The following is a 23072-nucleotide window of genomic DNA, read 5'->3' as shown; positions in this document are numbered from 1 at the left end:
CTTGCCGCAGCCCACAAGCCCCGCCGACGCATCCCAACCGATCAGCCCTTAAAAATCCTGCTGCAACGAAAGGAACACCCCCCGCCGCGGCCCAAACTGCGGCGCGCCCACACCGATACCCGACCCGTCGCGGATCTCATACGTGCGATCCAGCGCATTGACCAGCGCCAGCTGGGCATGGGTCGTACCGATCGAGGTCAGGTGCATGTCCTGCGACACGCTGAGGTTGAGCTGGAAGTAAGCCGGAAGGTGGTCGCCGTTGGGGACGATGCCGTCGCTGCGCAGGCCCGAGCCGAACAGGTAGTCCGCACCCACGCGCGTGCCTTCGCCGAAGCCGTAGCTCACGCCGCCCGACGCCGTGTACTTCTGGTCGTGGTCGAGGTGGATGAAGTGGTCGTAGATGTAGGCAAGGTCATCCGGGGCGAAATTGTACTGGCCCGTGATCACGCGCTTGCCCACCGCGCGGTTGTACGCGAAGTTGAAGTACGCGGTGAGCGCGCCACCGTCGTAGTTCACGGTCAGTTCGTCGCCCTTGATCTTGCCCGTGCCGTAGTTGAACGTGGAATAGACCAGCGCCGTGCCGAACTGGCCCTCGTCCTGCAGGCGGTTCACATTGCGGCGATAGCTGTCCAGGCCCACCGTCCACTGGTCACCCAGCTTCTGCGAGACGCCCACGTCGTAATAGCTGGAGCGCTCGGAAAGCGGCGTGTCGCTGCCGTTGTCCGGCAGGGCGTTGGTCGTGCCGACGAACTTGGCGATCGAGGTCGGGCTGATCGACTCGGTGGCCGGCGGCGTGAAGTAGCGCGAGTAGCCGGCGTGGATCGTGGTGCTGTCCGTCGGCTGGTAGACCAGGCCAACACGCGGGCTCAGCTGGCTTTCCGGCTTGAACGCGTCGAAGCGGTCGTAGCGGACGCCGTAGTTCACCGTCCACTGCGAGCCGATGCTCCACTCGTCCTGCAGGTAAAGCGCATACGTGCGGGCAAGGATGCGGCTCGCATCGACGATGTTCAGCGGCGTGGTCGAGGCCTGGCTGCCATCGTCGTTCGCCGGGAACACCAGCGCGTCGTTGGTCGCGTTGGCGCGCTCGAAGGCGCCATACACGCCGTAGCGCAGCGTGTGGTTGTCGCCCAGCGGCGTGGAAAAGTCCGCCTGCAGCGTATCGGCGCGATTCGAACGACGCACGTTGGAGGCGACGCCGTTGAACATCAGGTCGCCGATGTCGTCCGGCGTGAAATCCAGGCCGCTGTAGCGCTGTCCTGCCGACACCTGGTACGCCGTGCTGCCCAGCTTGCCCTGCAGGCTGAGGATGCCGAAACGGGTCTTTTCCTGCTGGCGGTCGTTCAACCGCGCCGAGTCGAAGTTGGTCACGTCGAGGTAACCGAACTGCGCCTGCTGGTCGGGGTTGTTCGGGATCTCAAAGCGATTGTTGGTCGCGCCGAACATGAAGCTGATGCGCGTGTCGTCGTTGATCAGGTACGACACATCGCCGAACGCCTTCACCTGGTTGGTGTGGTCGTGGATCGGCTTGCGGCTGGACGTCGGGTTTTCGATGCCGACGTCGTTCTCGAGGTAATTGGCGGTAAGGAAGAAGCTCCACTTGCCGTCGTGGCCGAACAGCGTGGCGTTCGGGTTGAGCGTGCCGAACTGGCCGCCGGTGATGCCGACGCTGCCGCCGACGCCATCCTGCTTCGGCATGCGCGTGGTGATGTCGACCACGGCCGCGGTGCGGTCGCCGTACTGCGCCGGCAAGGCGCCCGTCAGCAGCTTCACGTTGTCGATCATGCGTGCGTCGAGGGTCTGGCCGAAGCCACCGATGCTTTCGGGGATCAGCACGCCATCGATGCGGTACTGCAGGTTGGCGTGGTCGCCACGCACGTGCAGCTGGCCGTAGCTGTCCTGGACCACGCCCGGCGCCTGCAGGATCACCTGGTTCAGCGGGGTGGAGTCACCGAGGGGGAGCGCCTGGATGGTCTGGCGATCGATGACGTACTGGCTGCTGCCGGTATCCGGGGACAGGCTGTTGCGCGCCTCGTCGAGCTTGGCGGTGACATCCACGGCGCCAAGGTTGGTGGCTTTTTGCGGGGTCGCCGCATCGTCGGTGGCAAAGGCAGCGGGAGCAGAAAGGGCAAGGGCAATCGAAAGCGCGAGGCGCACAGGCTTCATGGGGACGGGGCCATAGAATGTTATATTGTTTCAATAGTCTCAGCCCGCAACCTTTCAGCTTTCTTTCGCCGAGGGCTGGGGGTGCCACAGGTCATGGCCTTACCGTAGCGTGGCGATGCCTTCGGCCCGCTTACTTGCGCCGCCTTCACGAACGCGCCGCCACCCTTTCCCCATGGATGTAAGGAGAGCCTGATGGCCAAGCGAGAACCCACCTCCACCTCGACCGAGATCGTGCCGACGCAAGGCATCGACTGTGGCGACAGCCCGGTGGCCAAGGCCATCCTGGAGTTCGTCAGCCGGATCCCGGATAGCGAAGTGCCCAAGGCGACCAAGGGCAGTGCCGACGAAGAGTGCCGGCGCCTGGCCAGCGCGGCGGCGAACAAGGCCGCCCTCACCGCCGGATCGCTCGCCTTGCCGCCGGGTCCGCTCGGCTGGCTGACCGTGCTTCCGGAACTGGTCGCCATCTGGCGCATCCAGGGCCAGCTGGTCAGCGATATCGCGGCCGCGTATGGCAAGACGCCGAAGCTCGGCCGCGAGCAGATGCTCTGGTGCCTGTTCCGCCACACCGCGGCCCAGGCCTTCCGCGACATCGCCATCCGCGTCGGCGACCGGCTGGTCTTCCGCACGACGGCCACCAGCGTGCTGCAGCGCCTCGCCGGCCGGATCGGCGTCAGCGTCACCAAGCGCGCCGTCGGCAAGGGCATCTCCCGCTGGCTGCCCGTCGTCGGCGCACTCGGCGTGGGCGCCTATGCCTATTACGACACCGGCCAGGTGGCCAAGACCGCCATCGACCTCTTCAGCGGCGAGATCCACGTCGACGACGGCAGCGACGACGACACCAAGCCGGCCAGGAAAGCGAAGCGCTCCGACCCGCCGTCAACCGACGCCACCCCGCCCGACGCCCCGTCGGCACCTCGTGCCGCCGCCCGCCGCACCCCCCCGTCGGCAACCAGCGCCTCCGCCCCGTCGGCATCGCGGATCGCCGCGCCTGTAGGAGCGCACCCCGTGCGCGATCCGACGCCCAAGGCGTCGGCCCGCAAGGCGGTGAAGAAGCCCCCCACCCGCAAGCCCACCACCTCCAAAAAAACCCCAACCGCACCCCCCTCCCGCGCGGCCACCGCGGCGTCCACCCCCGCGACCAAAAAAGCCACCCGCAAAACCCCCGCCAAGAAAGCCACGAGCAAGAAAGCCACGACCACCAAGGTCGCGAAAAAGACCGCCCGTCGCCCCGCCACCAAGAAAACCCCACGCAAATCCGCTCCCGTGAAGTGACGCGCCCGCTGCTTTCCGGCAAGCTGCCCGCGCACCGCCAAGGGAGTAAGCCATGAACCAGCCACCGGTCGTCCTCGTCACGGGCGGCGCGCGCCGCGTCGGCGCGGTCATCTGCCGGCGCCTGCATGCCGCGGGCTGCAACGTAGCCATCCATTACCGCAGTTCGGCCGACGAAGCGGAAAGCCTCGCCCGGGAACTGAATGCCACGCGCCCCGAAAGTGCTGCATTGTTTTCGGCCGCGCTGGAGAAGGCGGAAACCCCCGAACACCTTATCGGCGATGTGCTGGCCGTGTTCGGCCGGCTCGACGGCCTGGTCAACAACGCCTCGGCGTTCTATCCCACCCCGATCGGCTCAACCACGCAGGTGCAATGGGACGACCTGTTCGCCGCTAACGCACGCGCGCCGTTCTTCCTCTCGCAGGCCGCCGCCCCAGCGCTACGTGCCGCACGCGGCGCCATCGTCAACATCGTGGACATCTACGCCGAGCGCCCGCTCGCCGGGCACACCGTCTACGTGATGGCAAAGGCCGCGCTGGCCATGCTGACCCAGTCGCTGGCGAAGGAACTCGCCCCGGACGTCCGCGTCAACGCCGTAGCACCCGGCGCCATCCTGTGGCCCGAATCGGGCAAGCCGGAAGAAGCCGCCGAGGCGCTGATCGCGAAGACGCCGCTCGCGCGCAAGGGCGAACCCGACGATGTCGCCGAAGCCGTGCGCTGGCTGATGCTCGACGCGCGCTACACGACCGGGCAAGTCGTTCGCGTCGATGGCGGCAGGGCGTTGAATATCTGAGAGCGCCCGATCGATGCAGACGCCACGCAAGCGTCCTGTAGGAGCGCGCCCGCGCGCGACCTAAAAAAAGCCCCGGATTCTCATCCGGGGCCTTCATCTCACTTCTTCTGTCGGAACGCCGTTTCCAGCAACGCCCGGTCGAAGCCTTCGCCCGGGTCGCCGTACTCGGCGTAGCGATAGAGGGCCGCGGCGTAGACGCCATGCATCGCGTTCTGGAAAAGGCTGAGCGCGACGAGGGCGATGATGCCCACGGCGCCCACGCCGACCATCAACGCGACGGAACCTGTGGAGACGGCACCGACGAAGAGCATGATGCTGACCAGCATGACGCAGAGCGTGATGAGGCCACCGGCAAGGCCGATCCCGGCATTGCCGATGATGTTCTCGCCCCAGGTGCGCTTCACAAGGGATGCGCTGTCCTTCACCGCGTCGACCGGGCCGACGTTCTGCGCGGCAAGCACCGGCACGACGAGGAAGGTCGCGACCGTCCAGCCCACGCCCAGCAGGCCGGCGACGATGCGGCCGACGAAGCCGGCGCGTTCCTGGATCGCGCGCAGCACCATGCCGACCGTGGCGGAGATCAGCGCGTAGCCGACGATGGCCGGCAGCTTCGACCACGCGGCGCGAAGGCCGTCGTTCAAGGTCGGGTTGCCGCCGTCGAGGCGGATGAAGGCGGCCGAGGCCAGCGCGGTATTGAAGAAGATCACCACGCCGTACTGCAGGAAGTAGAAAGCGAAGGAGACGGCGAGGAACATCGGCGAGACATGCCGGCCGCCGTCTTCCAGGCCGGTGCGATGGCCGTGGTACAGCGAAATCACCGGCCACGCGAACGAGGCGATGACGACCAGCGATGCCAGCCCCGCGAACAGCGGGAACAGCAGCATCTCCTTGTCCTGGCGGAGGACGTTGGCGCTTGCCTTCATCAGCGCCCAACTGCGTTGGAACTTACCCATTTCCCTGAGCCCCCATGGTTGGTGGCGATCTTTTAGCACCCCACCGTCCTCGCCGCCATAGGCCGGACCGGCTGTACCCCGCCCGTGTAGGAGCGCGCCTGCGCGCGATGGGGGCGGCCAGGAGCGTACCGGGTTCAGAGTACCGAGTAAGAGCGAGGGCCGGCGTTTCCCCGGTACTCTTGACCCGGTACTCCTTACGCTTTCTCCCGGCCCCCATCGCGCGCAGGCGCGCTCCTACAGGTGGGCTTCGACCAGGGGTTCGCTGGCGGCGGGGAACGCGGCCCAGAGCTCGGCCATGGTTTTGCCGGATACCGGATGCTTCAGGCCAGGGGCGATGTCGGCCATCGGCTTCAGCACGAAGGCATGGCGTAGTTCGCCGCGCGGCAGCTCCAGGTGCCCGGCGCCGCTGAGGACCAGGTCGTCGTACATGACGATGTCGACGTCGAGCGTCCGGCTGGCATAGCGGTCGCCGCCACGGACCCGGCCGTGGCGATCCTCGAGGGCGTGCAGCCAGTCGTTGAGGGCCGGGGGATCAAGATCGGAATCCAGCGCCACGGCAAGATTGAAGAAATCGGGACCGTCGAAACCCACCGCCGCGCTGCGGTAGACCGGCGAGACATCCAGCGCGCCAAAGCGGGCGCGCAACTCGGCCACCGCCGCCGCAAGCCAGCGCGGTGCATCGAGGTTCGAGCCCAGGCTGAGGTACGCACGCCCCATCACGGCGCTCCCGACGGCGCGACCGGCTGCAGGCCGCGCAAGCCGTCGCGCACGTCGCCACCGGACGGCTGCTGGAATGGACGCAGGCCGAACTCGGGCAGGATGGCGATGAGGTGGTCGAAGATGTCCGCCTGGATCCGTTCGTAGTCCAGCCAGACCACGGTATTGGTAAAGCAGTAGACCTCGAGCGGAATGCCCAATGCACCTGGATCGCGCATGCGCACCATCCGGGTCATCTTCTCGTGCACGTCCGGATGGGCCTTAAGGTAGGCGTCGGCATAGGCACGGAATGCACCGATGTTGGTCTGGCGCCGGCGGTTCACCGGCAGCTTGCCCGGCTCGCCCAGCGCTTCGTTCCAGCGGCGGATGTCGTCGCGCTTGCGCTCCAGGTAGGCGGACAACAGGTGCACCTTGCCGAAGCGCTCGATCTCTTCGTCGTCGAGGAAGCGCACGCCGGATGCGTCGACATAGAGCTCGCGCTTGATCCGGCGGCCGCCCGAGTCGGACATGCCGCGCCAGTTCTGGAACGATTCGGAAATGAGTCGCCAGGTCGGTACCGTCACGATGGTGCGGTCGAAGTTGCGCACCTTCACGGTGTGCAGGGTGATGTCGATGACATCGCCGTCGACGCCGGCCGAGGTCATCGTGATCCAGTCGCCCACGCGCAGCATGTCGTTGGTGCTGAGCTGGATGCCGGCGACGAAGCCTAGGATGGTGTCCTTGAACACCAGCAGCAACACGGCGGACATGGCGCCGATGCCCGAGAGCAACAGCGCAACGTTCTGGTGGGTGAGCCGGGTGATCACGACGACCACCGCGACGATCCACAGGACCAGCTGCAACAGCTGCACCACGCCCTTGATCGAACGCTTGCCGGCGGGTGTCGCGCTGTACAGCGATTCGAAGGCGATCAGCGCCCGGCCGATCGCCGCGATCACGCAGACGATCATCCAGCACACGGCAACGTCGCGAATGAAGCCGGCCACGCTGTCCTCGTCCTTGATGTCGAGGAACAGCGCGATGCCGTAGTACACGACGATCGCCGGCAGCATGCGGGCCAGCCAGCGGAAGGCACCGAACTCGTACAACGCGTCGTCCCAGCGCCATGCCGTATGTCGCGTGGCGACGCGGACGACACGATGGAGGAAGACGCGGCCGAGCAGGCCGATGAGCCAGGCGACGATGAAGAGGCCGACGATGGCGCCGATGCGCTTCATCTCGATCCAGTGGAACATGTCATCCATGCAGGTGGCGGCTCCGTCGAACGTCAGGCGGGCCGCGTGCCGCGCTCGATGCGCACGCCGACCGCACGGGCGCCGCGCACGGCACCGGGCTTGGACAGCTTCAGCCGGACCCAGGACACGCCGAATTCTTCCATGACGATCCCTGCGCAGCGCTCGGCCAGCGTCTCGACGAGGCCGAAGCTGGATGCTTCGACGTACGCCTGCAGCCGCTTCGAGATCGACTTGTAGTTCAGGGTGTCGTCGATGTCGTCCGTCGCCGCGGGGCGACGGTTGTCGAACGCCATTTCCAGGTCGAACGCCAGGGTCTGCCGGATGCGGCGCTCCCAGTCGTAGATGCCGATGACCGCGTCGATGCGCAGGTCCTCGATGAAGACGATATCCATGGACGAGAGGATGCCTAGAGGGGGTAACAGGGTAACGGTTGGGAGATGGGAATGGGGAAATGGGGGCGCGTCGGACGGACGCCCCGCTTCCCACCTCCCGCCTCCCTGCGGCGGTCACGCCGCAGGCGGCAACGTCTCAAGGCTCCAGCGCGGAAACACCTCAATGGTGTCGTCCTGCTGCTGCCCGGCCGCGAGGCGGATCGCGCCGGCAAGGGCGATCATCGCGCCGTTGTCGGTGCAGAACTGCAGCCGCGGGAAATACACCCGGAACCCATCCTTCTCGCCCGCCACGGCCAACTGCTCGCGCAGGCGCTTGTTGGCGCCCACGCCTCCGGCGATGACCAGCCGTTTCGCGCCGGTGGCCTCGAGGGCGCGCCGGCATTTGATCGCCAGCGTGTCGACGATGGCCTCCTCGAAGCCACGGGCGATGTCGGCGCGGGTCTGCTCCGATTGATCGGAAGCCTTCCAGGCCAGCAGCACCTGGGTCTTCAGGCCGGAGAAGCTGAAATCCAGCCCCGGCCGGTCGACCATGGGCCGCGAGAAGCGGAACTTGCCCGGCTCGCCCTGCTCGGCCAGCTTCGCCAGCGCCGGGCCGCCCGGGTAGGGCAGGCCCATCAGCTTGGCCGTCTTGTCGAAGGCTTCGCCGGCCGCGTCGTCCAGGGTGTCGCCCAGGATCCGGTATTCGCCGATCGCCTTCACTTCCACCAGCATGGAGTGGCCACCCGACACGAGCAGGGCCACGAACGGCGGCTCCGGCGGGTCATCCTCCAGCAGCGGCGCCAGCAGGTGTCCTTCCATATGGTGTACGCCGATGGCGGGGACGCCGAGCGCCCAGGCCATCGCCCGGGCGGCCGAGGCGCCGACCAGCAGGGCGCCGACCAGACCGGGGCCGGCCGTATAGGCGACGCCGCCGAGGTCCGCCGGGGTCAGGCCGGCGTCCTTCAGGGCCTGCCGGACCAGCGGCAGCAGCTTGCGCACGTGGTCCCGGCTGGCCAGTTCGGGCACCACGCCACCGTATTCGGCATGCAGGGCGATCTGGCTGAAAAGCGCATGGGAAAGCAGGCCGCGACCCGGTTTTTCCGGGTCCCAGCGCAGCAGGGCGACCCCTGTTTCATCGCAGGAGGTCTCGACACCCAACACGGGCTTTGAAATTTGCTTTTCGATCACGTTATAATCCGCGGCTCACCCGGTTTCTCGGGTCAGTTTAATCAAGTGGAGTTTCCATGCCGAGCGTTAAAGTCCGCGAGAACGAGCCGTTTGAGCTTGCCCTCCGCCGCTTCAAGCGTACGTGCGAAAAGGCTGGCGTGCTGGCCGAAACGCGCAAGCGCGAATTTTACGAAAAGCCGACCCAGGAGCGTAAGCGCAAGCGCGCCGCTGCTGTGAAGCGTCACCTGCGCCGTCTGTCCCGCGACACGACGCGTCGGACCCGCATGTACTGATTGCCTCGCCTGGCCCTCGTGGCCGGGTGCTGGACCTGCGGCTGGCGTGTTCGCCCGCCGCCGCAATCAGGCGGAAATCCCGAGCCGGCTCCGCCGAAAGGTGGAGCCGGCTTTTCGTCGTTCCGGAGAACCCTAGCATGACCCTCAAGGCAAAGCTCACCGAAGACATGAAGGCCGCCATGAAGGGCGGTGAAAAGGACCGCCTGGGCGTCATCCGCCTGGTCATGGCCGAGGTCAAGCGCCGCGAAGTGGACGAGCGGATCGAGCTCGACGACACCCAGGTGCTGGCCGTGCTCGAAAAAATGCAGAAGCAGCGCCGCGATTCGATCGAGCAGTTCGAAAAGGCGGGTCGTGACGACCTGGTGGCCGTCGAGCGTTTCGAGATGGGCGTGATCGATGCCTACCTGCCCGCCAAGCTCAGCGAGGCCGAGCTGGACGCGCTGATCGACGCCGCCGTGGCCGAATCCGGCGCCACGACCGCCCGCGACATGGGCAAGGTCGTTGCCCTGGTGAAGGAAAAGGCCGCCGGCCGTGCCGACATGGGCGCCGTGGCAGGCAAGGTCAAAGCCAGGCTGGCCTGACGGCGTTCACGATCGGCGCACATCCTGCACCGCATCCTTCCGCCGTTTTCGGAGGGAATCCCCATGCTTAAGTACGCCATCATCTTTGGTCTCATCGCGCTCGTGACGGGCGCGCTGGGCTTCAGCCGCATCTCGGGCATCGCCGGCACCATCGCCAAGGTGTGCTTCGCGATCTTCCTGATCCTGTTCGTGATCGCCATCCTCGCCGTCATCGGCGTGTTCAAGATGGCTTTCTGACGATCCGTCAAGCTCCTCCCGGAAACGGTTGCGTGGCATGCTAGGCGACTGATGCGCGGCCGTATTCCTGACCATTTCATTGACGAGCTCCTCACTCGCGTCGACATCGTCGACGTGATCGAGCGGCGCGTCCCTTTGAAAAAGGCCGGCCGGGAGTGGACGGCGTGCTGCCCGTTCCACAATGAGCGCTCGCCGTCGTTCTACGTCAGCCCCACCAAGCAGTTCTTCCACTGCTTCGGCTGCGGCGCCCACGGCAGCGCCATCAAGTTCCTGATGGACTACGACCGCCTGGAGTTCCCCGACGCCATCGAGGAACTGGCCCAATCCGCCGGCATGAAGGTGCCGTACGAAGGTGGCCGCGACGACAAGCCGCGGGAAGACCGCAGCGACCTCTACACCCTGCTCGACGAAGCCGCCACGTACTACCAGCGCGAGCTCGGGAACAGCCCCGAAGCGACCGCCTACGTCGATCGGCGCGGGCTGGATGAGGAAACCCTCAAGCGGTTCCGCATCGGCTGGGCGCCTGCCGGCTTCGATGGCGTGCTCAAGACCCTTGGCACCACGGAGCAACGGCGCAAGCTGCTCAACGACGCCGGCATGGTCGCCAGCAACGAACGCGGCAATCGCTACGACCGCTTCCGCGAGCGGGTGATGTTCCCCATCCTCGATCGCCGCGGCCGCGTGATCGCCTTCGGCGGGCGTGTGCTCTCGTCCGACCAGGGCCCGAAGTACCTGAACTCGCCCGAGACCCCGCTGTTCCACAAGGGTCGCGAGCTGTTTGCCCTGTGGCAGGTGAAGCAGGCCAACCAGACGGTCACCCGGATCATGGTGGTCGAGGGCTACATGGACGTCATCGCCCTGCACCAGGCTGGCCTGCCCATCGCGGTCGCCACGCTCGGCACGGCGACGACCCCGGACCACGCCGAAGTACTGTTCCGCGCCGCCCCCGATGTCTATTTCTGCTTCGACGGCGACCGTGCCGGCCGACAGGCGGCCTGGCGCGCCGTGGAATCGATCCTGCCGCGCATGCGCGACGGCCGCCAGGCGCATTTCCTGTTTCTCCCCGACGGCGAGGATCCGGACACGCTGGTGCGCAAGGAAGGCAAGGACGGCTTCGAGAAGCGGATGCGGGAATCCATGCCGCTTTCGGAATACTTCTTCGAAGAAATGGCGCGCGACGTGGATACCACCCGGCTCGACGGGCGTGCCCGTCTTGCCGAGCGTGCCCGCCCGCTGATCGCCAAGCTCCCGGACGGCGCTTTCCGCGACCTGATGGCCGAGGAACTGAAGCGCCGCACCGGTGCCGGCGCCACCTTCGAGCCCGTGGAAGGGACCCGGCCCGCTGCGCCGCCGCGCCAGGGCACGGTGCAGCGCAGCCTGGTCCGCAGCGCGATCACGCTGCTGCTGGCCCAGCCCACCCTGGCCATGGAAGTGGAGCCGCCCTACCCGTTCCTCCGGCTCGACCGGCCCGGCGTGGGCCTGCTGGCTGACCTGATCGACGTGGTTCGCTCACGGCCTGACATCCGCCCCGCCGTGCTGGTCGAATACTTCATGGACCGCCCGGAATACGCCTCGCTGCAGAAGCTGATGCAGGCCGAGGTCGTCGGCGAGGCCGACATGCAGCGCGTGGAATTCTTCGACGCGCTGGCCCAGATGCAGCGCCAGGCCGTGACACAGCGTCGCGAATACCTGATCGCCCGCAGCCGCGAAGGCGTGCTCGACGACACCGAAAAGGCGGAACTGCGCGTGCTGCTGGCCGCCCGCCTTAGCCAGGGCGAGGCCGCCGAATGATGCGCTGCACCGCCGATGTCATGCGATCCGTGGGATCATCCGCCCTTGGTACTTCGAAGGAACCGGTCGTGGCCGGACGCGCCCCTCGCTGATGGAACTGCTTAATAGCCTGGTCGACGTTTTTGGGCAGAACGGCTACATCGCCGTTTTCCTTGCCCTGATGCTCTGCGGGGCGGGTATTCCCCTGCCCGAAGACATCACGCTGGTCGCCGGCGGCATCATCACCGGCCTCGGCTACGGCGACGTCCACACCATGGTCGGGGTCGGCATGGCGGGCGTGCTCGTCGGCGACTCGACGATGTTCCTGCTGGGCCGCCACTTCGGTGGCCGGATCATGCGCTGGCGCCTGGTCGCCCGCCTGCTCACGCCCGAGCGTTACGCGAAGGTGCAGGAGAAGTTCGAACGTTACGGCAATCGCCTCATGTTCGTTGCCCGCTTCCTCCCGGGCATGCGCACCGCCGTGTTCATCACCGCCGGCGCCACCCATCGCGTGGGCTTCCTCCGCTTCCTGCTGCTCGACGGCATGGCCGCCGCGATCAGCGTGCCGATCTGGGTCTACCTGGGCTACCTCGGCGCACACAACCACGAGTGGCTGGCCATGTGGATCCGCCGCGGCCAGGCCGGCATCTGGTTCGCCGTCGCCACCGTCGTGATCGGCGTCGGCATCATCTGGTGGCGCCGGAAGAAAGCCGAGCGCTGCCAGCAAGCCGCGGCGCCCAAGGCGCTGGGCTCTCGCCTGCACAAGCGCGACGAGCGCGGCTGACCACCCGGCGCCCTTGCCGCGAGCGGGCTGGAGTCACTGCCCCGACCCGATGGCCGAATGGCGAGCGCACATGGGCTGCTGAGGCCTTACCCGACGCCGCCCAGCTCCGACACCAGCCACTCGCGGAACACCGCAGTCTCTTCGCGAGAGGCCGCGTCGCGGGACACCGCCAGGTAATAGGTGTGGTGCAGCGGCACGTCGATATGGAAAGGCTCGGCCAGGCGGCCTGCCGCCAGGTCGTAGGCAACCAGGAGATCCTGGGCCAGCGCAACGCCCTGCCCTTCGATAGCCGCCTGCAACATCATCGTGCCATCGCCGAAGCCCATTTCGCGACTGACGGCGCCGGGCTCGATGCCGGCGCGCTCGAACCATTGGTCCCAGCTGGCTGATGCCGCCGCGCGGCGGCCCGGCCGTTCGTGCAACAGCATCTGTCCGGGAAGGTCGGCTGGTGAGCCGACCTGTTCCGCCAGGAGAGGCGAACACACCGGCTTGTACCCCGTGACGACGAGGATCGACTGGTCGGCGCCTTCACTGATCCGGTCGTCGATCGCGAGGTCCCAGCCACCCTCCTCGCCGCCGTCGGTGACCACCTCAACGGCGATATCCGGGTGCCGCCCGAAGAAGCGGAACAGCCTCGGCACCAGCCACTTCGTACCAAACGTGGCCGGAACGGCGACCCGCAACGAGGCATGCCGCTGCCCCATGATCTGGTCGGTGGCATGCTGCAGCGCACGAAAAGCGTCGCGAATGCGTGGGAAATAGTTTTCGCCAGCGCTGGTCAGCGACAGCTTGTTGTTGCTTCGCACAAACAGCGGCGTACCGAGGTACGACTCGAGCAGTTTGACTTGCGCACTGACCGCAGCGGCCGTCAACGACAACTCCTCACCCGCCTTCGTGAAGCTCAAATGCTGCGCTGCGAGTTCGAACACGCGCACGGCATGGAGAGGGAGCGAGCGCTTCATTGCGAAGTCATCAAGAAAAATTTGGGGGAAGCCCGAAGAAATTCTAGTTTGCCTGCCTTGTCGCGAGACGCCAAGAATCCGGGGCGCTTAAGAACGGACCCTCGATGAACATCCTCACCATCGACACTGGCACGACCAACACCCGGGTGACCGCCTGGCAAGACGGCAAGGTCGTCGGCCAGGCCGCGGCCCAGGTCGGCGTGCGGGACACCGCCATCACCGGCAATACGAAGAAGCTGGAAGACGGCGTCCGCGAGACCATTGCCGAGGCACTCGCCGAAGCCCGGCTGGCCAAGGGCGACATCGGGCGTGTGCTGGCCTCCGGCATGATCACCTCGAACGTCGGCCTCTGCGAGATTCCGCACGTCACCGCCACCGCCGGCATCGACGACCTCGCCCGGGCCATGCGCGAGGCGCGCCTGGACAACGTCTGGCACGAGCCGATCTGGTTCGTCCCGGGCGTGCGCAACGCGGTGGAACACATCGGCCTGCATAACTGCGAGGCGATGGACATGATGCGCGGCGAGGAGACCGAAGCCTTCGCCCTCGTCGAGCGACTGAACCTGCACGAGCCGACCGTGATCGTGCTGCCGGGTTCGCACTCCAAGTTCGTCAGCATCGATGCGCAGCAGCGGATCGAAGGCTGCGTGACCACGCTGGCCGGCGAACTGCTCCATGTGATTTCGCACGACACCATCCTCGCCGGATCGCTCAAGGACGGCTTCGCCAAACGCATCGACCCCGAGATGCTGCTGGCCGGCGCCGCCTCGTCGCGGCGGATCGGCCTGGGCCGTGCCTGCTTCAGCGTGCGCATCCTCGACCAGTTCGCCGTCTACGACGCCAACGCCCGCGCCAACTTCCTGCTTGGCGCGGTGCTCGGTTCGGACCTGCTCACGCTCAAGAATTCCAGCGCGATCCGGATGAGCCCGGGCACGCGCTTCGTCATCAGCGGCAAGCCGATCCTGCGCGAAGCGATCGCGCGGCTGGTCGAAGGCGACGATTTCTTCTCCGGCACCGTGACGGTGCTGGGCGACGACGAGCAAAGCGACCTGGCAGGGCACGGCGCGATCGCCATTGCCCGCCGCCGCGGGCTGCTTGGCTAACCACGAAACACCCGAGGAGGGAACGCATGAAGATGAAGATCGCCCTGGGCTTCAAAGCCCTTGCGCTGGCCCTGGCCTTCACGGCCAGCCCGGCGTTCGCCGCCGACGAACCGGTGAAGATCGGCTTCGTGGTGAAGCAGCCCGAGGAGCCCTGGTTCCAGGACGAATGGAAGTACGCCGAGCAGGCCGCGAAGGAAAAGGGCTTCACCCTCGTCAAGATCGGTGCGCCGGACGGCGGCCAGGTGCTCACCGCCATCGATAACCTGAAGTCGCAGCACGCCCAGGGTTTCGTCATCTGCACGCCGGACGTCAAGCTCGGTCCGTCGATCGTCGCCAAGGCGAAGATGAACCACCTCAAGCTGATGACGGTGGACGACCGCCTCGTCGATGGCTCGGGCAAGCCGATCGAAGCCGTGCCGCACATGGGCATCTCGGCGAGCAAGATCGGCGAGCAGGTCGGCCAGGCCATCGCCGACGAGATGAAGAAGCGTGGCTGGAAGCCGGAAGAAACCGGTGCCCTGCGCATCTCCTACGACCAGTTGCCGACCGCGAAGGACCGCACCGACGGTGCCATCACCGCACTCACCGCGGCTGGCTTCCCCAAGGCCAACGTGATCAACGCGCCGGAAGCGAAGACCGACACCGAGAACGCGTTCAACGCGGCCAACATCGCGATCACGCAGAACCCGAAGTTCAAGCACTGGATCGCGTTCGGCCTGAACGACGAGGCCGTGCTCGGCGCCGTCCGTGCCGCCGAAGGCCGCGGTTTCCGTGCGGACAACATGATCGGCGTGGGTATCGGCGGCAGCAAGTCGGCGCTCAACGAGTTCGCCAAGGCCGAGGCCACCGGCTTCTTCGGCAGCGTGCTGATCAGCCCGAAGCGCCATGGCTACGAGACCTCGGTCGACATGTACGAGTGGATCAAGAACGACAAGGCCCCGCCGCCGCTCACCCTCACCACCGGCCGCCTGATCACCAAGGCGAACGCTGCTGAAGTACGCAAGGAAATGGGCCTCTGATGAGCAGCACGACGAACGCGCCACGCCTGGAATTCCGGCATATCGGGAAAACCTTCCCGGGCGTGCGCGCGCTCGGCGACGTGGGCTTCAGCGTGCGCGCCGGTAGCGTGCACGGCCTGCTCGGCGAGAATGGCGCAGGCAAGTCCACGATGATGAAGATCCTCGGCGGGGAATACATCCCCGACGAGGGCGAAGTCGCGATCGACGGCCAGGCGATGCAGTTTCGCAAGGCCGCCGACGCGATCGACGCCGGCGTCGCGGTGATCCACCAGGAATTGCAGTACGTCCCCGAACTGTCGGTGATGGAAAACCTGCTGCTTGGCCGCCTGCCGACGCGGTTCGGCCTGGTCGATCGCCGGCAGGCGCTGAAGTGGACGCGCGAGAAGCTCGATGCGCTCGGCGTCGACCTGGATCCACGCGCAAGGCTCAAGTCATTGTCGATCGGCCAGCGCCAGATGGTGGAGATCGTCAAGGCGATCCTGCGCGACGCGAAGATCCTCGCGCTCGACGAACCGACCAGCTCGCTGTCGCACCGCGAAACCGAGGTCCTGTTCCGCCTGGTCAACGACCTGCGGGCGCAGGGCAAGGCGATGATCTACATCTCGCATCGCCTCGATGAAATCTTCGAGCTATGCGACGCCGCCACGATCTTCCGCGACGGCCGCAAGGTCGCCGACTTCGACACGCTCGAAGGCGTCACCCGCGACACGCTCGTGCAGAAGATGGTCGGCCGCGATATCGGCGACGTGTTCGGCTACAAGCCGCGCGAGCTAGGCGCCGTGCGCCTTGCGGTAAAAGAGGTCAGTGGTCGCGCCGTGCAGAAGCCGGTCAGCTTCGACGTGCGTGCCGGCGAGATCGTGGGCTTCTTCGGCCTGGTCGGCGCGGGCCGCTCCGAGATCATGCGCGTGGTCTATGGCGCGGACCGCCGGCTGGGCGGCAGCGTCACCGTCGACGGCACGCCGGTGAAGGGCTCGCACATTCGCGATGCGATCCGCCAGGGCCTGGTGTTCTGCCCGGAAGATCGCAAGGAAGAAGGCATCATCGGCGTGCGCTCGGTGTCCGAGAACATCAACATCAGCGCGCGACGCAACCACCTTACCGCGGGCCTGTTCGTCAACGATCGCAACGAGGCGCGCACCGCCGACGCCTTCATCGAACGCCTGCGCATCCGCACCCCGCACCGCCGGCAGGAGATCCGCCTGCTTTCCGGCGGCAACCAGCAGAAAGCCGTGCTCTCGCGCTGGCTGGCCGAGAAGAACCTGCGCGTGCTGATCGTGGACGAACCCACGCGCGGCATCGACGTGGGTGCCAAGAACGAAATCTATAACGTGCTGTACGAACTGGCAGGCCGCGGCGTCGCCGTGGTCATGATCTCCAGCGAGCTACCGGAAGTGCTCGGCGTCGCCGACCGCGTCATCACCATGTGCCGCGGCAGCATCACCGCCCAGTTCGCCCGGGGCGAAGCGAACGAGCAGAACGTCCTCGCCGCCGCACTTCCCGAAGGCCCCAGCGCCACCGACCAGGAACACGCAACGCCATGACCGAGACCAACGCCGCCGCCATCGGCGCCACCAAGGACACCCAGGCCGACCGCCGCCGCGCGCTGTTCTGGCACCTGGTGGACGACTACAGCCTGATCTTCATCTTCGTCGCCCTGTTCGCCATCCTGAGCGTCACGGTGCAGTACTTCTTCAGCTGGGACAACGTCGTCGGCCTGGCCCTGTCGGTCTCGCAGATCGGCATGGTCGCCTGCACGATGATGTTCTGCCTGGCCTCGCGCGATTTCGACCTGTCGGTCGGTTCGGTGGTGGCCTTCGCCGGCGTGCTCTGCGCGATCGTGGCGAATGCCACGGGCAGCGTACTGCTCGGCATCGGCGCCAGCATCGTGGCCGGCGCGGTGATCGGCGCGATCAATGGCGCGGTCATCGCCAAGCTGAAGATCAATGCCCTGATCACCACCCTGGCCACCATGGAAATCGTCCGTGGCCTGGCCTTCATCACCTCGCAGGGCCAGGCTGTCGGCGTCACCAGCGAAGCCTTCTTCACCCTCGGCGCGCTGGAACTGTTCGGCCTGCCGGTGCCGGTGTGGATCACCCTGGCCTGCTTCGTGGTCTTCGGCGTGCTGCTGAACAAGACGATCTATGGCCGTAACACCCTTGCCATCGGTGGCAACCCCGACGCCGCGCGGCTGGCCGGCGTGGCCGTGGACCGCGTGCGCATCGCCATCTTCCTGATCCAGGGCGTGGTCGCGGCGCTGGCCGGCATCATCCTGGCCAGCCGCATGACCAGCGGCCAGCCCAATGCGGGCGAGGGCTTCGAGCTGAACGTGATCTCGGCCTGCGTGCTGGGCGGCGTGTCGCTGATGGGCGGCCGGGCCAGCATCAGCGGGGTGCTCGTTGGCGTCCTCATCATGGGCACTGTGCAAAATGCCATGAGCCTCATGAATATCGATGCCTTCTACCAATACCTCGTCCGTGGCGCGATCCTGCTGATCGCCGTGCTCGTGGACCAGCTCAAGAACCGCAGGCAGTCCCGTTGATGACCGATACCTTCAAACCCCTTTCCGAACACCGCCTGGCCCACGCCGAGGGCGTGATCTGGGACGACCTGGCCGGCGTGGTCCGCTGGACCGACATCGCCACCTCGCGACTGTTCGCGTACGACCCGGCCACCGGCCACGTCAGCGAGGAAAAGCTGCCCGCACGGGTCTGCTGCTTCGCGCTCACCCACGAGAAGGGCGTGCTGCTGCTGGCGATGGAAAAACAGCTGGCGCGCTACGACAGCCGCGACGGCGCGCTACAGGTGCTCGAGGACATCGAGCCCGAGCTGCTGGGCACGCGCGCCAACGATGGCCGTTGCGACCGCGCGGGCAACCTCGTGTTCGGCACGCTGAACGAACGCGGGCCGGAGAAGATCGGGTCGTTCTGGCGCTATACCCGCGAAGGGCAGCTGCATCGCCTGGCGCTGCCCAAGGCTGCGATCACCAACAGCATCTGCTTCAGCCCGGATGGCGAAACGATGTACTTCACCGATTCGCCCACGGCACAGATCATGGCCTGCGACTACGACGCGGCGACGGGCGACGTCGATCGCATCCGCGTGTTCGCCGAGTTGCGCAAGGGTTTCGAACCGGACGGCTCGACCATCGACGCCGATGGCTTCCTGTGGAATGCCGAATGGGGTGCGTCGCGCGTGGTGCGCTACGCACCGGACGGCCGCATCGATGCGACCATCGACCTGCCGGCACGCCAGCCCAGCTGCGTCAGCTTCGCCGGCCCGGCACTGGATCGCATGGTGATCACCAGCGCGAACCAGAACATCGACGAGGCAGGCCTGCAGGCCGAGCCGCAGAACGGCGCAATCTTCATCGGCACCCCGCCGCGCGGCCATGGCCTGCCCGAAGCCCGCTATGGCGGCGGGGCCGCTGCATGAGCGCGGTGTTGAAGGCGGACCCACGGACCACGCCCCTGCCCCGCCTCGCCGGCAAGGTCGCCATCGTCACCGGCGCCACGCAGGGCATCGGCGCCGCGACGGCGAAACTGTTTGCCGCGCACGGCGCCTCGGTCGTGCTCAACGTGCTCGAAGACAACGCCCAGGCACGCCAGACCCTGGCGGAGCTGGACACCGCGGACGCGATGCTGTTCCAGGCCGACGTGACCGACCCGGCCGCCATCCAGCGCATGGTCGACGCCGCGACGGAACGCTTTGGCGCGCCGGACGTGCTGGTGAATAACGCGGGCATCAACGTGTTCAACGATCCCCTCGCGCTCAGCGACGAGGAATGGGTGCGTTGCTTCGACGTCGACCTGAAGGGCGCGTGGAACTGCGCGAAGGCCGTCCTGCCGGGCATGCTCGGCCTCGGCCGCGGCAGCATCATCAACATCGCCTCCGTGCACGGCCACAAGATCATCCCGCATTGCTTCCCCTACCCCGTCGCCAAGCACGGCCTGGTCGGCCTGACCAAGGCGCTGGGGATCGAATACGCGGCACGCAACATCCGGGTGAACTCGATCTCGCCGGGGCTGGTGCTCACTGCGATCGCCGAGGCCGGCTTCGCCGCGGCCGCCGACCCGGTGGCGGAAAAGCGCAAGCAGACCGAGATCCTGCCCAACAAACGTATCGGCGAACCGGAGGAGATCGCCTACACGGCGCTGTTCCTCGCCTCCGACGAAGCCCGTTACATCAACGCCGCCGACATCCGCATCGATGGCGGCCGTTCACAGCTTTACCACGAGTAATCCCATGGCCTGGCCTACCGCGCTACCGCTCATCGCCATCCTCCGCGGCATCACGCCGGACGAGGTGGTCGCCCACGTCGACGCGCTGATCGACGCCGGTTTCGACGCCATCGAGGTGCCGCTGAACTCGCCCGACTGGCAGCGCAGCATCCCGCTCGCCGTGCAGGCCGCGGGCGAACGCGCCCTGGTCGGTGCCGGCACGGTGCTGACGCCGGCCGACGTCGACCGCGTCGCCGACCTCGGCGGGCACCTGCTGGTCACCCCGAATACCGATCCCCTGGTGATCCGCCAGGGCCGCGCACGCGGCATGTACACCTCGATCGGCTTCACCACGCCCAGCGAAGCGTTCGCCGCGTTGCAGGCCGGCGCGCAATCGCTGAAGCTGTTCCCGGCGAGCCTCTATGGCCCGTCCTACGTCAAGGCGATCCGCGCGGTGTTGCCGCCCGACCTTCCGCTACTGGCGGTGGGCGGCGTGACCCCCGACAATCTGGGCCAGTTCCTCGATGCCGGCTGCATCGGTGCCGGCCTCGGCGGCGACCTGTACAAGCCGGGCCAGCCCGTGTCGCGCACCCGCGAGCGCGCCGAGGCCTTCGTCAAAGCCTACCGATCGGTCTAAGCATGAAAGTCACCAAGATCACTACCTACCGCGTACCGCCCCGCTGGATGTTCCTGAAAATGGAAACGGACGAGGGGGTCGTCGGCTGGGGTGAGCCTGTCGTCGAAGGCCGCGCGCGCACGGTGGAAGCTGCCGTGCAGGAGCTGTCCGAGTTCGTCATCGGGCAGGATCCCTCGCGCATCAACGACCTCTGGCAGGCGATGTATCGCGGTGGCTTCTATCGCGGCGGCGCGGTGTTCATGAGCGCCATCGCCGGAATCGACCAGGCCCTGTGGGACATCAAGGGCAAGGTGCTCAATGCCCCGGTGTATGAATTGCTCGGTGGGCGCGTGCGCGATCGCATGAAGACCTATTGCTGGGTCGGCGGCGATCGTCCCGCCGACATCATCGCGCAGATGAAGGAGCGCCTCGCCCACGGCTTCGACACCTTCAAGATGAATGGCTGCGAGGAGATGGGCATCATCGCGTCCAGCAAGCAGGTCGACGCCGCCGTGGCCAAGGTCGCGGAGATCCGCGAGGCCTTCGGCAACACCATCGAATTCGGCCTGGATTTCCACGGCCGCGTGTCGGCGCCGATGGCCAAGGTACTGGTGAAGGAGCTGGAACCGTTCCGCCCGCTGTTCATCGAAGAACCGGTGCTCGCCGAGCAGGCCGAGTATTACCCGCGCATCGCCGAGCAGACGTCGATCCCGATCGCCGCCGGCGAGCGCATGTATTCGCGCTACGAGTTCAAGCACGTACTGGAACGCGGCGGCATCTCGATCCTGCAGCCGGACCTGTCGCATGCCGGCGGCATCACCGAGTGCGTGAAGATCGCCGCCATGGCCGAAGCCTACGACGTGGCCCTCGCACCGCACTGCCCGCTGGGCCCGATCGCGCTGGCCGCGTGCCTGCACGTCGACTTCGTCAGCTGGAATGCCACGCTGCAGGAACAGAGCATGGGCATCCACTACAACAAGGGCGGCGAAGTCCTCGACTACGTGCGCAACAAGGATGCGCTGAAGCTCGACGACGGTGGCTACGCGCAGCCGTTCACCGGGCCGGGCCTGGGCATCGACGTCGACGAAGCGATGGTGATCGCGCGCAGCCGCGAAGTGCAGGACTGGCGCAACCCCCTCTGGCGCCACCCCGACGGCTCCGTCGCCGAATGGTAGGAGCGCGCCTGCGCGCGACATCTTTTGGCGAAAGCGGGACAGGGCCTGTTGTGTTTTTTGCGAATCCAACAGGCCTTGATATGTTTGCGTGAATCCGAAATCAGGCCCTGATGCATTATCGCGACATGCTGTCGCGCACAGGTGCGCTCCTACAAAAAAAACGGTGGTATCCGGGATTCAGCCGGCAATTACACGGGTTTCGCCCGGCGCCAGCCCATCAAGCCGGTAATCACCCACCGCCTCGCGAATCAGCCGCAACGTCGGCAGCCCCACCGCCGCCGTCATCCGCCGCACCTGGCGGTTGCGCCCTTCGCGCAGCGTGATGCGCAACCACGCATCCGGGACCGTCTTGCGGAAACGCACGGGCGGGTCGCGCGGCCATAGCCACTCGGGCGCGTCGATCAGCTCGGCACCCGCGGGAAGCGTCGGCCCGTCGTTCAACACCACGCCACGGCGCAATGCCGCCAGCGCTTCCTCGGTCGGGGTGCCCTCGACCATCACCACGTACGTCTTCGGCTGCTTGTGCTTCGGGTCGGCCAGGCGATGCTGCAAGCGGCCGTCGTCGGTCAACAGCAGCAGGCCCTCGCTGTCGTGGTCGAGGCGGCCGGCGGCGTAAACGCCCTTCTGCGTCACGAAGTCGGCCAGCGTGCGCCGGCCGGCTTCGTCGGTGAACTGGCACAGCACCCCGAAGGGTTTGTTCAGTGCAACCAGCACCTTACTTCGCGGCGGGCTTCACGAAGCGCAGGGTCATCCGGTCGGATTCGCCGATGGCCTGGTACTTCGCCTTGTCCTGCGCGCCCAGCTCGTAGGTCGGCGGCAGCGTCCACACGCCCTTCGGATGGTCGTGGTTGTCCTTCGGGTTGGCGTTGACCTCGCTCTGCCCATCCAGCTTGAAGCCGGCATCGGTGGCGAGCTTGACCACGTATCCGGTCGGCAGGTAGCCGCTGTTCACCACCTGGTCGAGGGTCTTGCCCTTGTCCGCGCGGTGGTCTTCGACGCCGAGCACGCCGCCCGGCTTGAGCACCTTGAAGAAGGCCTTGAACATCGTCTCGGCGCTGCCGTCGGCCGCCCAGTTATGCACGTTGCGGAAGGTCAGCACCATGTCGGCGGAGCCATCCGGGCCCAGCGTCGGGGTCTTGTTGTCGAACTCGACGAACTTCGCGTTGCCGTACTGCTGCGGGGCGAACGAGAACTTCTTCTCCAGCGCCGTGCGGCTCTTCGACGCTGGCGGCACCGCGCCGATGTAATGCCCGTGCGCATTGAGGTACGGCGCAAGGATCTCGGTGAACCAGCCACCGGACGGCCAGATCTCGATCACGGTCATGTCCGGGCGGATGCCGAAGAACGCCAGCGTCTCCTTCGGGTGGCGATAGACGTCGCGCGCCTTGTTTTCCGGGGTGCGCCAGCTGCCGGCGACAGCCTGGTCGAGCTGGCCGGCGGCGGCCTGGCTCGCGCTGGCCGGCGGCGTGGCCTGGGCCGGCTGGTCGGCGTCGAACGCCATGGCCGCGGCCGGAAGGGTGAGACCGATGAGACCTGCAAGGAAGAGCTTCTTCATGGCGACGACCAGGCGTGGGGATAGGGCCGGAAGGCTATCACGGCGCCACTGCGACGACGTGTGCCTTGCGATAACACTCACGCGTGCGCCAG

General features: G+C 66.7%; 24 protein-coding genes. 15 read left to right on the top strand and 9 right to left on the bottom strand.

The genetic code is table 11. The features are described 5' to 3' along the window. Positions 1 to 48 precede the first annotated feature (48 nt). Positions 49 to 2163, bottom strand: coding sequence for a TonB-dependent receptor (locus KPL74_19595; protein ID QWT19939.1), 2115 nt, complete (start codon positions 2161 to 2163; stop codon positions 49 to 51). Positions 2164 to 2355: 192 nt separating this feature from the next. Between KPL74_19595 and KPL74_19590 the strand changes: the two genes are divergently transcribed. Beyond that, on the top strand, positions 2356 to 3435 hold the full coding sequence (locus KPL74_19590) for a hypothetical protein (protein ID QWT19938.1): 1080 nt from the start codon (positions 2356 to 2358) through the stop codon (positions 3433 to 3435). A 52-nt stretch (positions 3436 to 3487) separates the two neighbouring features. Then, on the top strand, positions 3488 to 4225 hold the full coding sequence (locus KPL74_19585; protein QWT19937.1) for a pteridine reductase: 738 nt from the start codon (positions 3488 to 3490) through the stop codon (positions 4223 to 4225). A gap of 98 nt (positions 4226 to 4323) precedes the next feature. Here KPL74_19585 and KPL74_19580 read toward each other — a convergent pair whose 3' ends face one another. The 5 genes from KPL74_19580 to tsaD all read right to left on the bottom strand — a co-directional run bounded on the left by KPL74_19580 (position 4324) and on the right by tsaD (position 8689). After that, positions 4324 to 5178, bottom strand: a complete 855-nt coding sequence (locus tag KPL74_19580; GenBank protein ID QWT19936.1) for a hypothetical protein — start codon at positions 5176 to 5178, stop codon at positions 4324 to 4326. Between the two features lie 234 nt (positions 5179 to 5412). Beyond that, positions 5413 to 5895 (bottom strand): 2-amino-4-hydroxy-6-hydroxymethyldihydropteridine diphosphokinase, encoded by a 483-nt coding sequence (gene folK, locus KPL74_19575; protein QWT19935.1) that lies wholly within the window; start codon positions 5893 to 5895, stop codon positions 5413 to 5415. Continuing rightward, positions 5895 to 7139, bottom strand: coding sequence for a mechanosensitive ion channel family protein (locus KPL74_19570; GenBank protein ID QWT19934.1), 1245 nt, complete (start codon positions 7137 to 7139; stop codon positions 5895 to 5897). Before KPL74_19570 ends, folK begins: the two co-directional genes overlap by 1 nt. 23 nt (positions 7140 to 7162) lie before the next feature. Then, a complete protein-coding gene (gene folB, locus KPL74_19565) occupies positions 7163 to 7522 on the bottom strand; it encodes a dihydroneopterin aldolase (protein QWT19933.1) in 360 nt (119 codons plus the stop codon). A gap of 114 nt (positions 7523 to 7636) precedes the next feature. Continuing rightward, positions 7637 to 8689 (bottom strand): tRNA (adenosine(37)-N6)-threonylcarbamoyltransferase complex transferase subunit TsaD, encoded by a 1053-nt coding sequence (tsaD, locus tag KPL74_19560; GenBank protein ID QWT19932.1) that lies wholly within the window; start codon positions 8687 to 8689, stop codon positions 7637 to 7639. 56 nt (positions 8690 to 8745) lie between these two features. Here tsaD and rpsU point away from each other — a divergent pair, with 56 nt between their 5' ends. The 5 genes from rpsU (at position 8746) to KPL74_19535 (ending at position 12333) form a co-directional block, all read left to right on the top strand. Continuing rightward, the gene (rpsU, locus tag KPL74_19555; protein ID QWT19931.1) at positions 8746 to 8961 is read left to right on the top strand and encodes a 30S ribosomal protein S21; all 216 of its coding nucleotides are present in this window, start codon (positions 8746 to 8748) and stop codon (positions 8959 to 8961) included. A gap of 137 nt (positions 8962 to 9098) precedes the next feature. Next, positions 9099 to 9542, top strand: a complete 444-nt coding sequence (locus tag KPL74_19550) for a GatB/YqeY domain-containing protein (GenBank protein ID QWT19930.1) — start codon at positions 9099 to 9101, stop codon at positions 9540 to 9542. A gap of 63 nt (positions 9543 to 9605) precedes the next feature. Beyond that, positions 9606 to 9779, top strand: coding sequence for a DUF1328 domain-containing protein (locus KPL74_19545; protein ID QWT19929.1), 174 nt, complete (start codon positions 9606 to 9608; stop codon positions 9777 to 9779). Between the two features lie 51 nt (positions 9780 to 9830). Then, the gene (dnaG, locus tag KPL74_19540) at positions 9831 to 11570 is read left to right on the top strand and encodes a DNA primase (GenBank protein QWT19928.1); all 1740 of its coding nucleotides are present in this window, start codon (positions 9831 to 9833) and stop codon (positions 11568 to 11570) included. Positions 11571 to 11661: 91 nt separating this feature from the next. Continuing rightward, positions 11662 to 12333 (top strand): DedA family protein, encoded by a 672-nt coding sequence (locus tag KPL74_19535; protein QWT19927.1) that lies wholly within the window; start codon positions 11662 to 11664, stop codon positions 12331 to 12333. 86 nt (positions 12334 to 12419) lie between these two features. Here KPL74_19535 and KPL74_19530 read toward each other — a convergent pair whose 3' ends face one another. Beyond that, the gene (locus KPL74_19530; protein ID QWT19926.1) at positions 12420 to 13268 is read right to left on the bottom strand and encodes a LysR family transcriptional regulator; all 849 of its coding nucleotides are present in this window, start codon (positions 13266 to 13268) and stop codon (positions 12420 to 12422) included. A 131-nt stretch (positions 13269 to 13399) separates the two neighbouring features. On the opposite strand from KPL74_19530, the gene KPL74_19525 reads away from it, so the two are divergent. From KPL74_19525 to dgoD, 8 genes are read left to right on the top strand one after another with little or no spacing between them, the layout of a single operon-like run. Next, entirely contained in the window at positions 13400 to 14398 is a 999-nt protein-coding gene (locus tag KPL74_19525; GenBank protein ID QWT19925.1) for a 2-dehydro-3-deoxygalactonokinase, read from the top strand. A gap of 26 nt (positions 14399 to 14424) precedes the next feature. Next, positions 14425 to 15417 (top strand): arabinose ABC transporter substrate-binding protein, encoded by a 993-nt coding sequence (locus KPL74_19520; GenBank protein ID QWT19924.1) that lies wholly within the window; start codon positions 14425 to 14427, stop codon positions 15415 to 15417. Next, positions 15417 to 16958, top strand: coding sequence for an L-arabinose ABC transporter ATP-binding protein AraG (araG, locus tag KPL74_19515; GenBank protein QWT19923.1), 1542 nt, complete (start codon positions 15417 to 15419; stop codon positions 16956 to 16958). The genes KPL74_19520 and araG overlap by 1 nt, the downstream gene beginning before the upstream one ends. Continuing rightward, positions 16955 to 17956 (top strand): L-arabinose ABC transporter permease AraH, encoded by a 1002-nt coding sequence (gene araH / locus KPL74_19510; GenBank protein ID QWT19922.1) that lies wholly within the window; start codon positions 16955 to 16957, stop codon positions 17954 to 17956. The genes araG and araH overlap by 4 nt, the downstream gene beginning before the upstream one ends. Beyond that, positions 17956 to 18849 (top strand): SMP-30/gluconolactonase/LRE family protein, encoded by an 894-nt coding sequence (locus tag KPL74_19505; protein ID QWT19921.1) that lies wholly within the window; start codon positions 17956 to 17958, stop codon positions 18847 to 18849. Before araH ends, KPL74_19505 begins: the two co-directional genes overlap by 1 nt. Then, positions 18846 to 19655, top strand: coding sequence for an SDR family oxidoreductase (locus tag KPL74_19500; GenBank protein ID QWT19920.1), 810 nt, complete (start codon positions 18846 to 18848; stop codon positions 19653 to 19655). Before KPL74_19505 ends, KPL74_19500 begins: the two co-directional genes overlap by 4 nt. Before the next feature lie 4 nt (positions 19656 to 19659). After that, complete coding sequence (locus KPL74_19495; protein QWT19919.1) at positions 19660 to 20271, top strand: 2-dehydro-3-deoxy-6-phosphogalactonate aldolase; 612 nt, start codon at positions 19660 to 19662, stop codon at positions 20269 to 20271. Between the two features lie 2 nt (positions 20272 to 20273). After that, complete coding sequence (gene dgoD / locus KPL74_19490) at positions 20274 to 21425, top strand: galactonate dehydratase (GenBank protein QWT19918.1); 1152 nt, start codon at positions 20274 to 20276, stop codon at positions 21423 to 21425. A gap of 177 nt (positions 21426 to 21602) precedes the next feature. On the opposite strand, the gene KPL74_19485 is transcribed toward dgoD, so the two are convergent. Beyond that, positions 21603 to 22139: a pseudouridine synthase gene (locus KPL74_19485; GenBank protein ID QWT19917.1), complete on the bottom strand. Its 537-nt coding sequence runs from the start codon at positions 22137 to 22139 to the stop codon at positions 21603 to 21605. Position 22140: 1 nt separating this feature from the next. Further along, positions 22141 to 22980, bottom strand: coding sequence for a hypothetical protein (locus KPL74_19480; GenBank protein QWT19916.1), 840 nt, complete (start codon positions 22978 to 22980; stop codon positions 22141 to 22143). Between the last annotated feature and the right edge of the window lie 92 nt (positions 22981 to 23072).

This window comes from Bacillus sp. NP157, from assembly GCA_018889975.1.
Classification (GTDB): Bacteria; Pseudomonadota; Gammaproteobacteria; order Xanthomonadales; family Rhodanobacteraceae; genus Luteibacter.
The sequence above is the reverse complement of the archived record's forward strand: the minus strand, read 5'-3'. Positions and strand labels throughout refer to the sequence as shown.

What these genes read in the sequence shown, in the direction of transcription:
- KPL74_19595 (QWT19939.1), bottom strand. Translation starts at nt 2,163, where the DNA reads ATGAAGCCTGTGCGCCTCGCGCTTTCGATTGCCCTTGCCCTTTCTGCT.
- KPL74_19495 (QWT19919.1), top strand. Translation starts at nt 19,660, where the DNA reads ATGGCCTGGCCTACCGCGCTACCGCTCATCGCCATCCTCCGCGGCATC.
- KPL74_19500 (QWT19920.1), top strand. Translation starts at nt 18,846, where the DNA reads ATGAGCGCGGTGTTGAAGGCGGACCCACGGACCACGCCCCTGCCCCGC.
- KPL74_19525 (QWT19925.1), top strand. Translation starts at nt 13,400, where the DNA reads ATGAACATCCTCACCATCGACACTGGCACGACCAACACCCGGGTGACC.
- folB (QWT19933.1), bottom strand. Translation starts at nt 7,522, where the DNA reads ATGGATATCGTCTTCATCGAGGACCTGCGCATCGACGCGGTCATCGGC.
- KPL74_19550 (QWT19930.1), top strand. Translation starts at nt 9,099, where the DNA reads ATGACCCTCAAGGCAAAGCTCACCGAAGACATGAAGGCCGCCATGAAG.
- KPL74_19570 (QWT19934.1), bottom strand. Translation starts at nt 7,139, where the DNA reads ATGGATGACATGTTCCACTGGATCGAGATGAAGCGCATCGGCGCCATC.
- KPL74_19590 (QWT19938.1), top strand. Translation starts at nt 2,356, where the DNA reads ATGGCCAAGCGAGAACCCACCTCCACCTCGACCGAGATCGTGCCGACG.
- dgoD (QWT19918.1), top strand. Translation starts at nt 20,274, where the DNA reads ATGAAAGTCACCAAGATCACTACCTACCGCGTACCGCCCCGCTGGATG.
- KPL74_19520 (QWT19924.1), top strand. Translation starts at nt 14,425, where the DNA reads ATGAAGATGAAGATCGCCCTGGGCTTCAAAGCCCTTGCGCTGGCCCTG.
- KPL74_19505 (QWT19921.1), top strand. Translation starts at nt 17,956, where the DNA reads ATGACCGATACCTTCAAACCCCTTTCCGAACACCGCCTGGCCCACGCC.
- folK (QWT19935.1), bottom strand. Translation starts at nt 5,895, where the DNA reads ATGGGGCGTGCGTACCTCAGCCTGGGCTCGAACCTCGATGCACCGCGC.
- KPL74_19545 (QWT19929.1), top strand. Translation starts at nt 9,606, where the DNA reads ATGCTTAAGTACGCCATCATCTTTGGTCTCATCGCGCTCGTGACGGGC.
- KPL74_19580 (QWT19936.1), bottom strand. Translation starts at nt 5,178, where the DNA reads ATGGGTAAGTTCCAACGCAGTTGGGCGCTGATGAAGGCAAGCGCCAAC.
- KPL74_19480 (QWT19916.1), bottom strand. Translation starts at nt 22,980, where the DNA reads ATGAAGAAGCTCTTCCTTGCAGGTCTCATCGGTCTCACCCTTCCGGCC.
- KPL74_19585 (QWT19937.1), top strand. Translation starts at nt 3,488, where the DNA reads ATGAACCAGCCACCGGTCGTCCTCGTCACGGGCGGCGCGCGCCGCGTC.
- araH (QWT19922.1), top strand. Translation starts at nt 16,955, where the DNA reads ATGACCGAGACCAACGCCGCCGCCATCGGCGCCACCAAGGACACCCAG.
- araG (QWT19923.1), top strand. Translation starts at nt 15,417, where the DNA reads ATGAGCAGCACGACGAACGCGCCACGCCTGGAATTCCGGCATATCGGG.
- KPL74_19535 (QWT19927.1), top strand. Translation starts at nt 11,662, where the DNA reads ATGGAACTGCTTAATAGCCTGGTCGACGTTTTTGGGCAGAACGGCTAC.
- dnaG (QWT19928.1), top strand. Translation starts at nt 9,831, where the DNA reads ATGCGCGGCCGTATTCCTGACCATTTCATTGACGAGCTCCTCACTCGC.
- rpsU (QWT19931.1), top strand. Translation starts at nt 8,746, where the DNA reads ATGCCGAGCGTTAAAGTCCGCGAGAACGAGCCGTTTGAGCTTGCCCTC.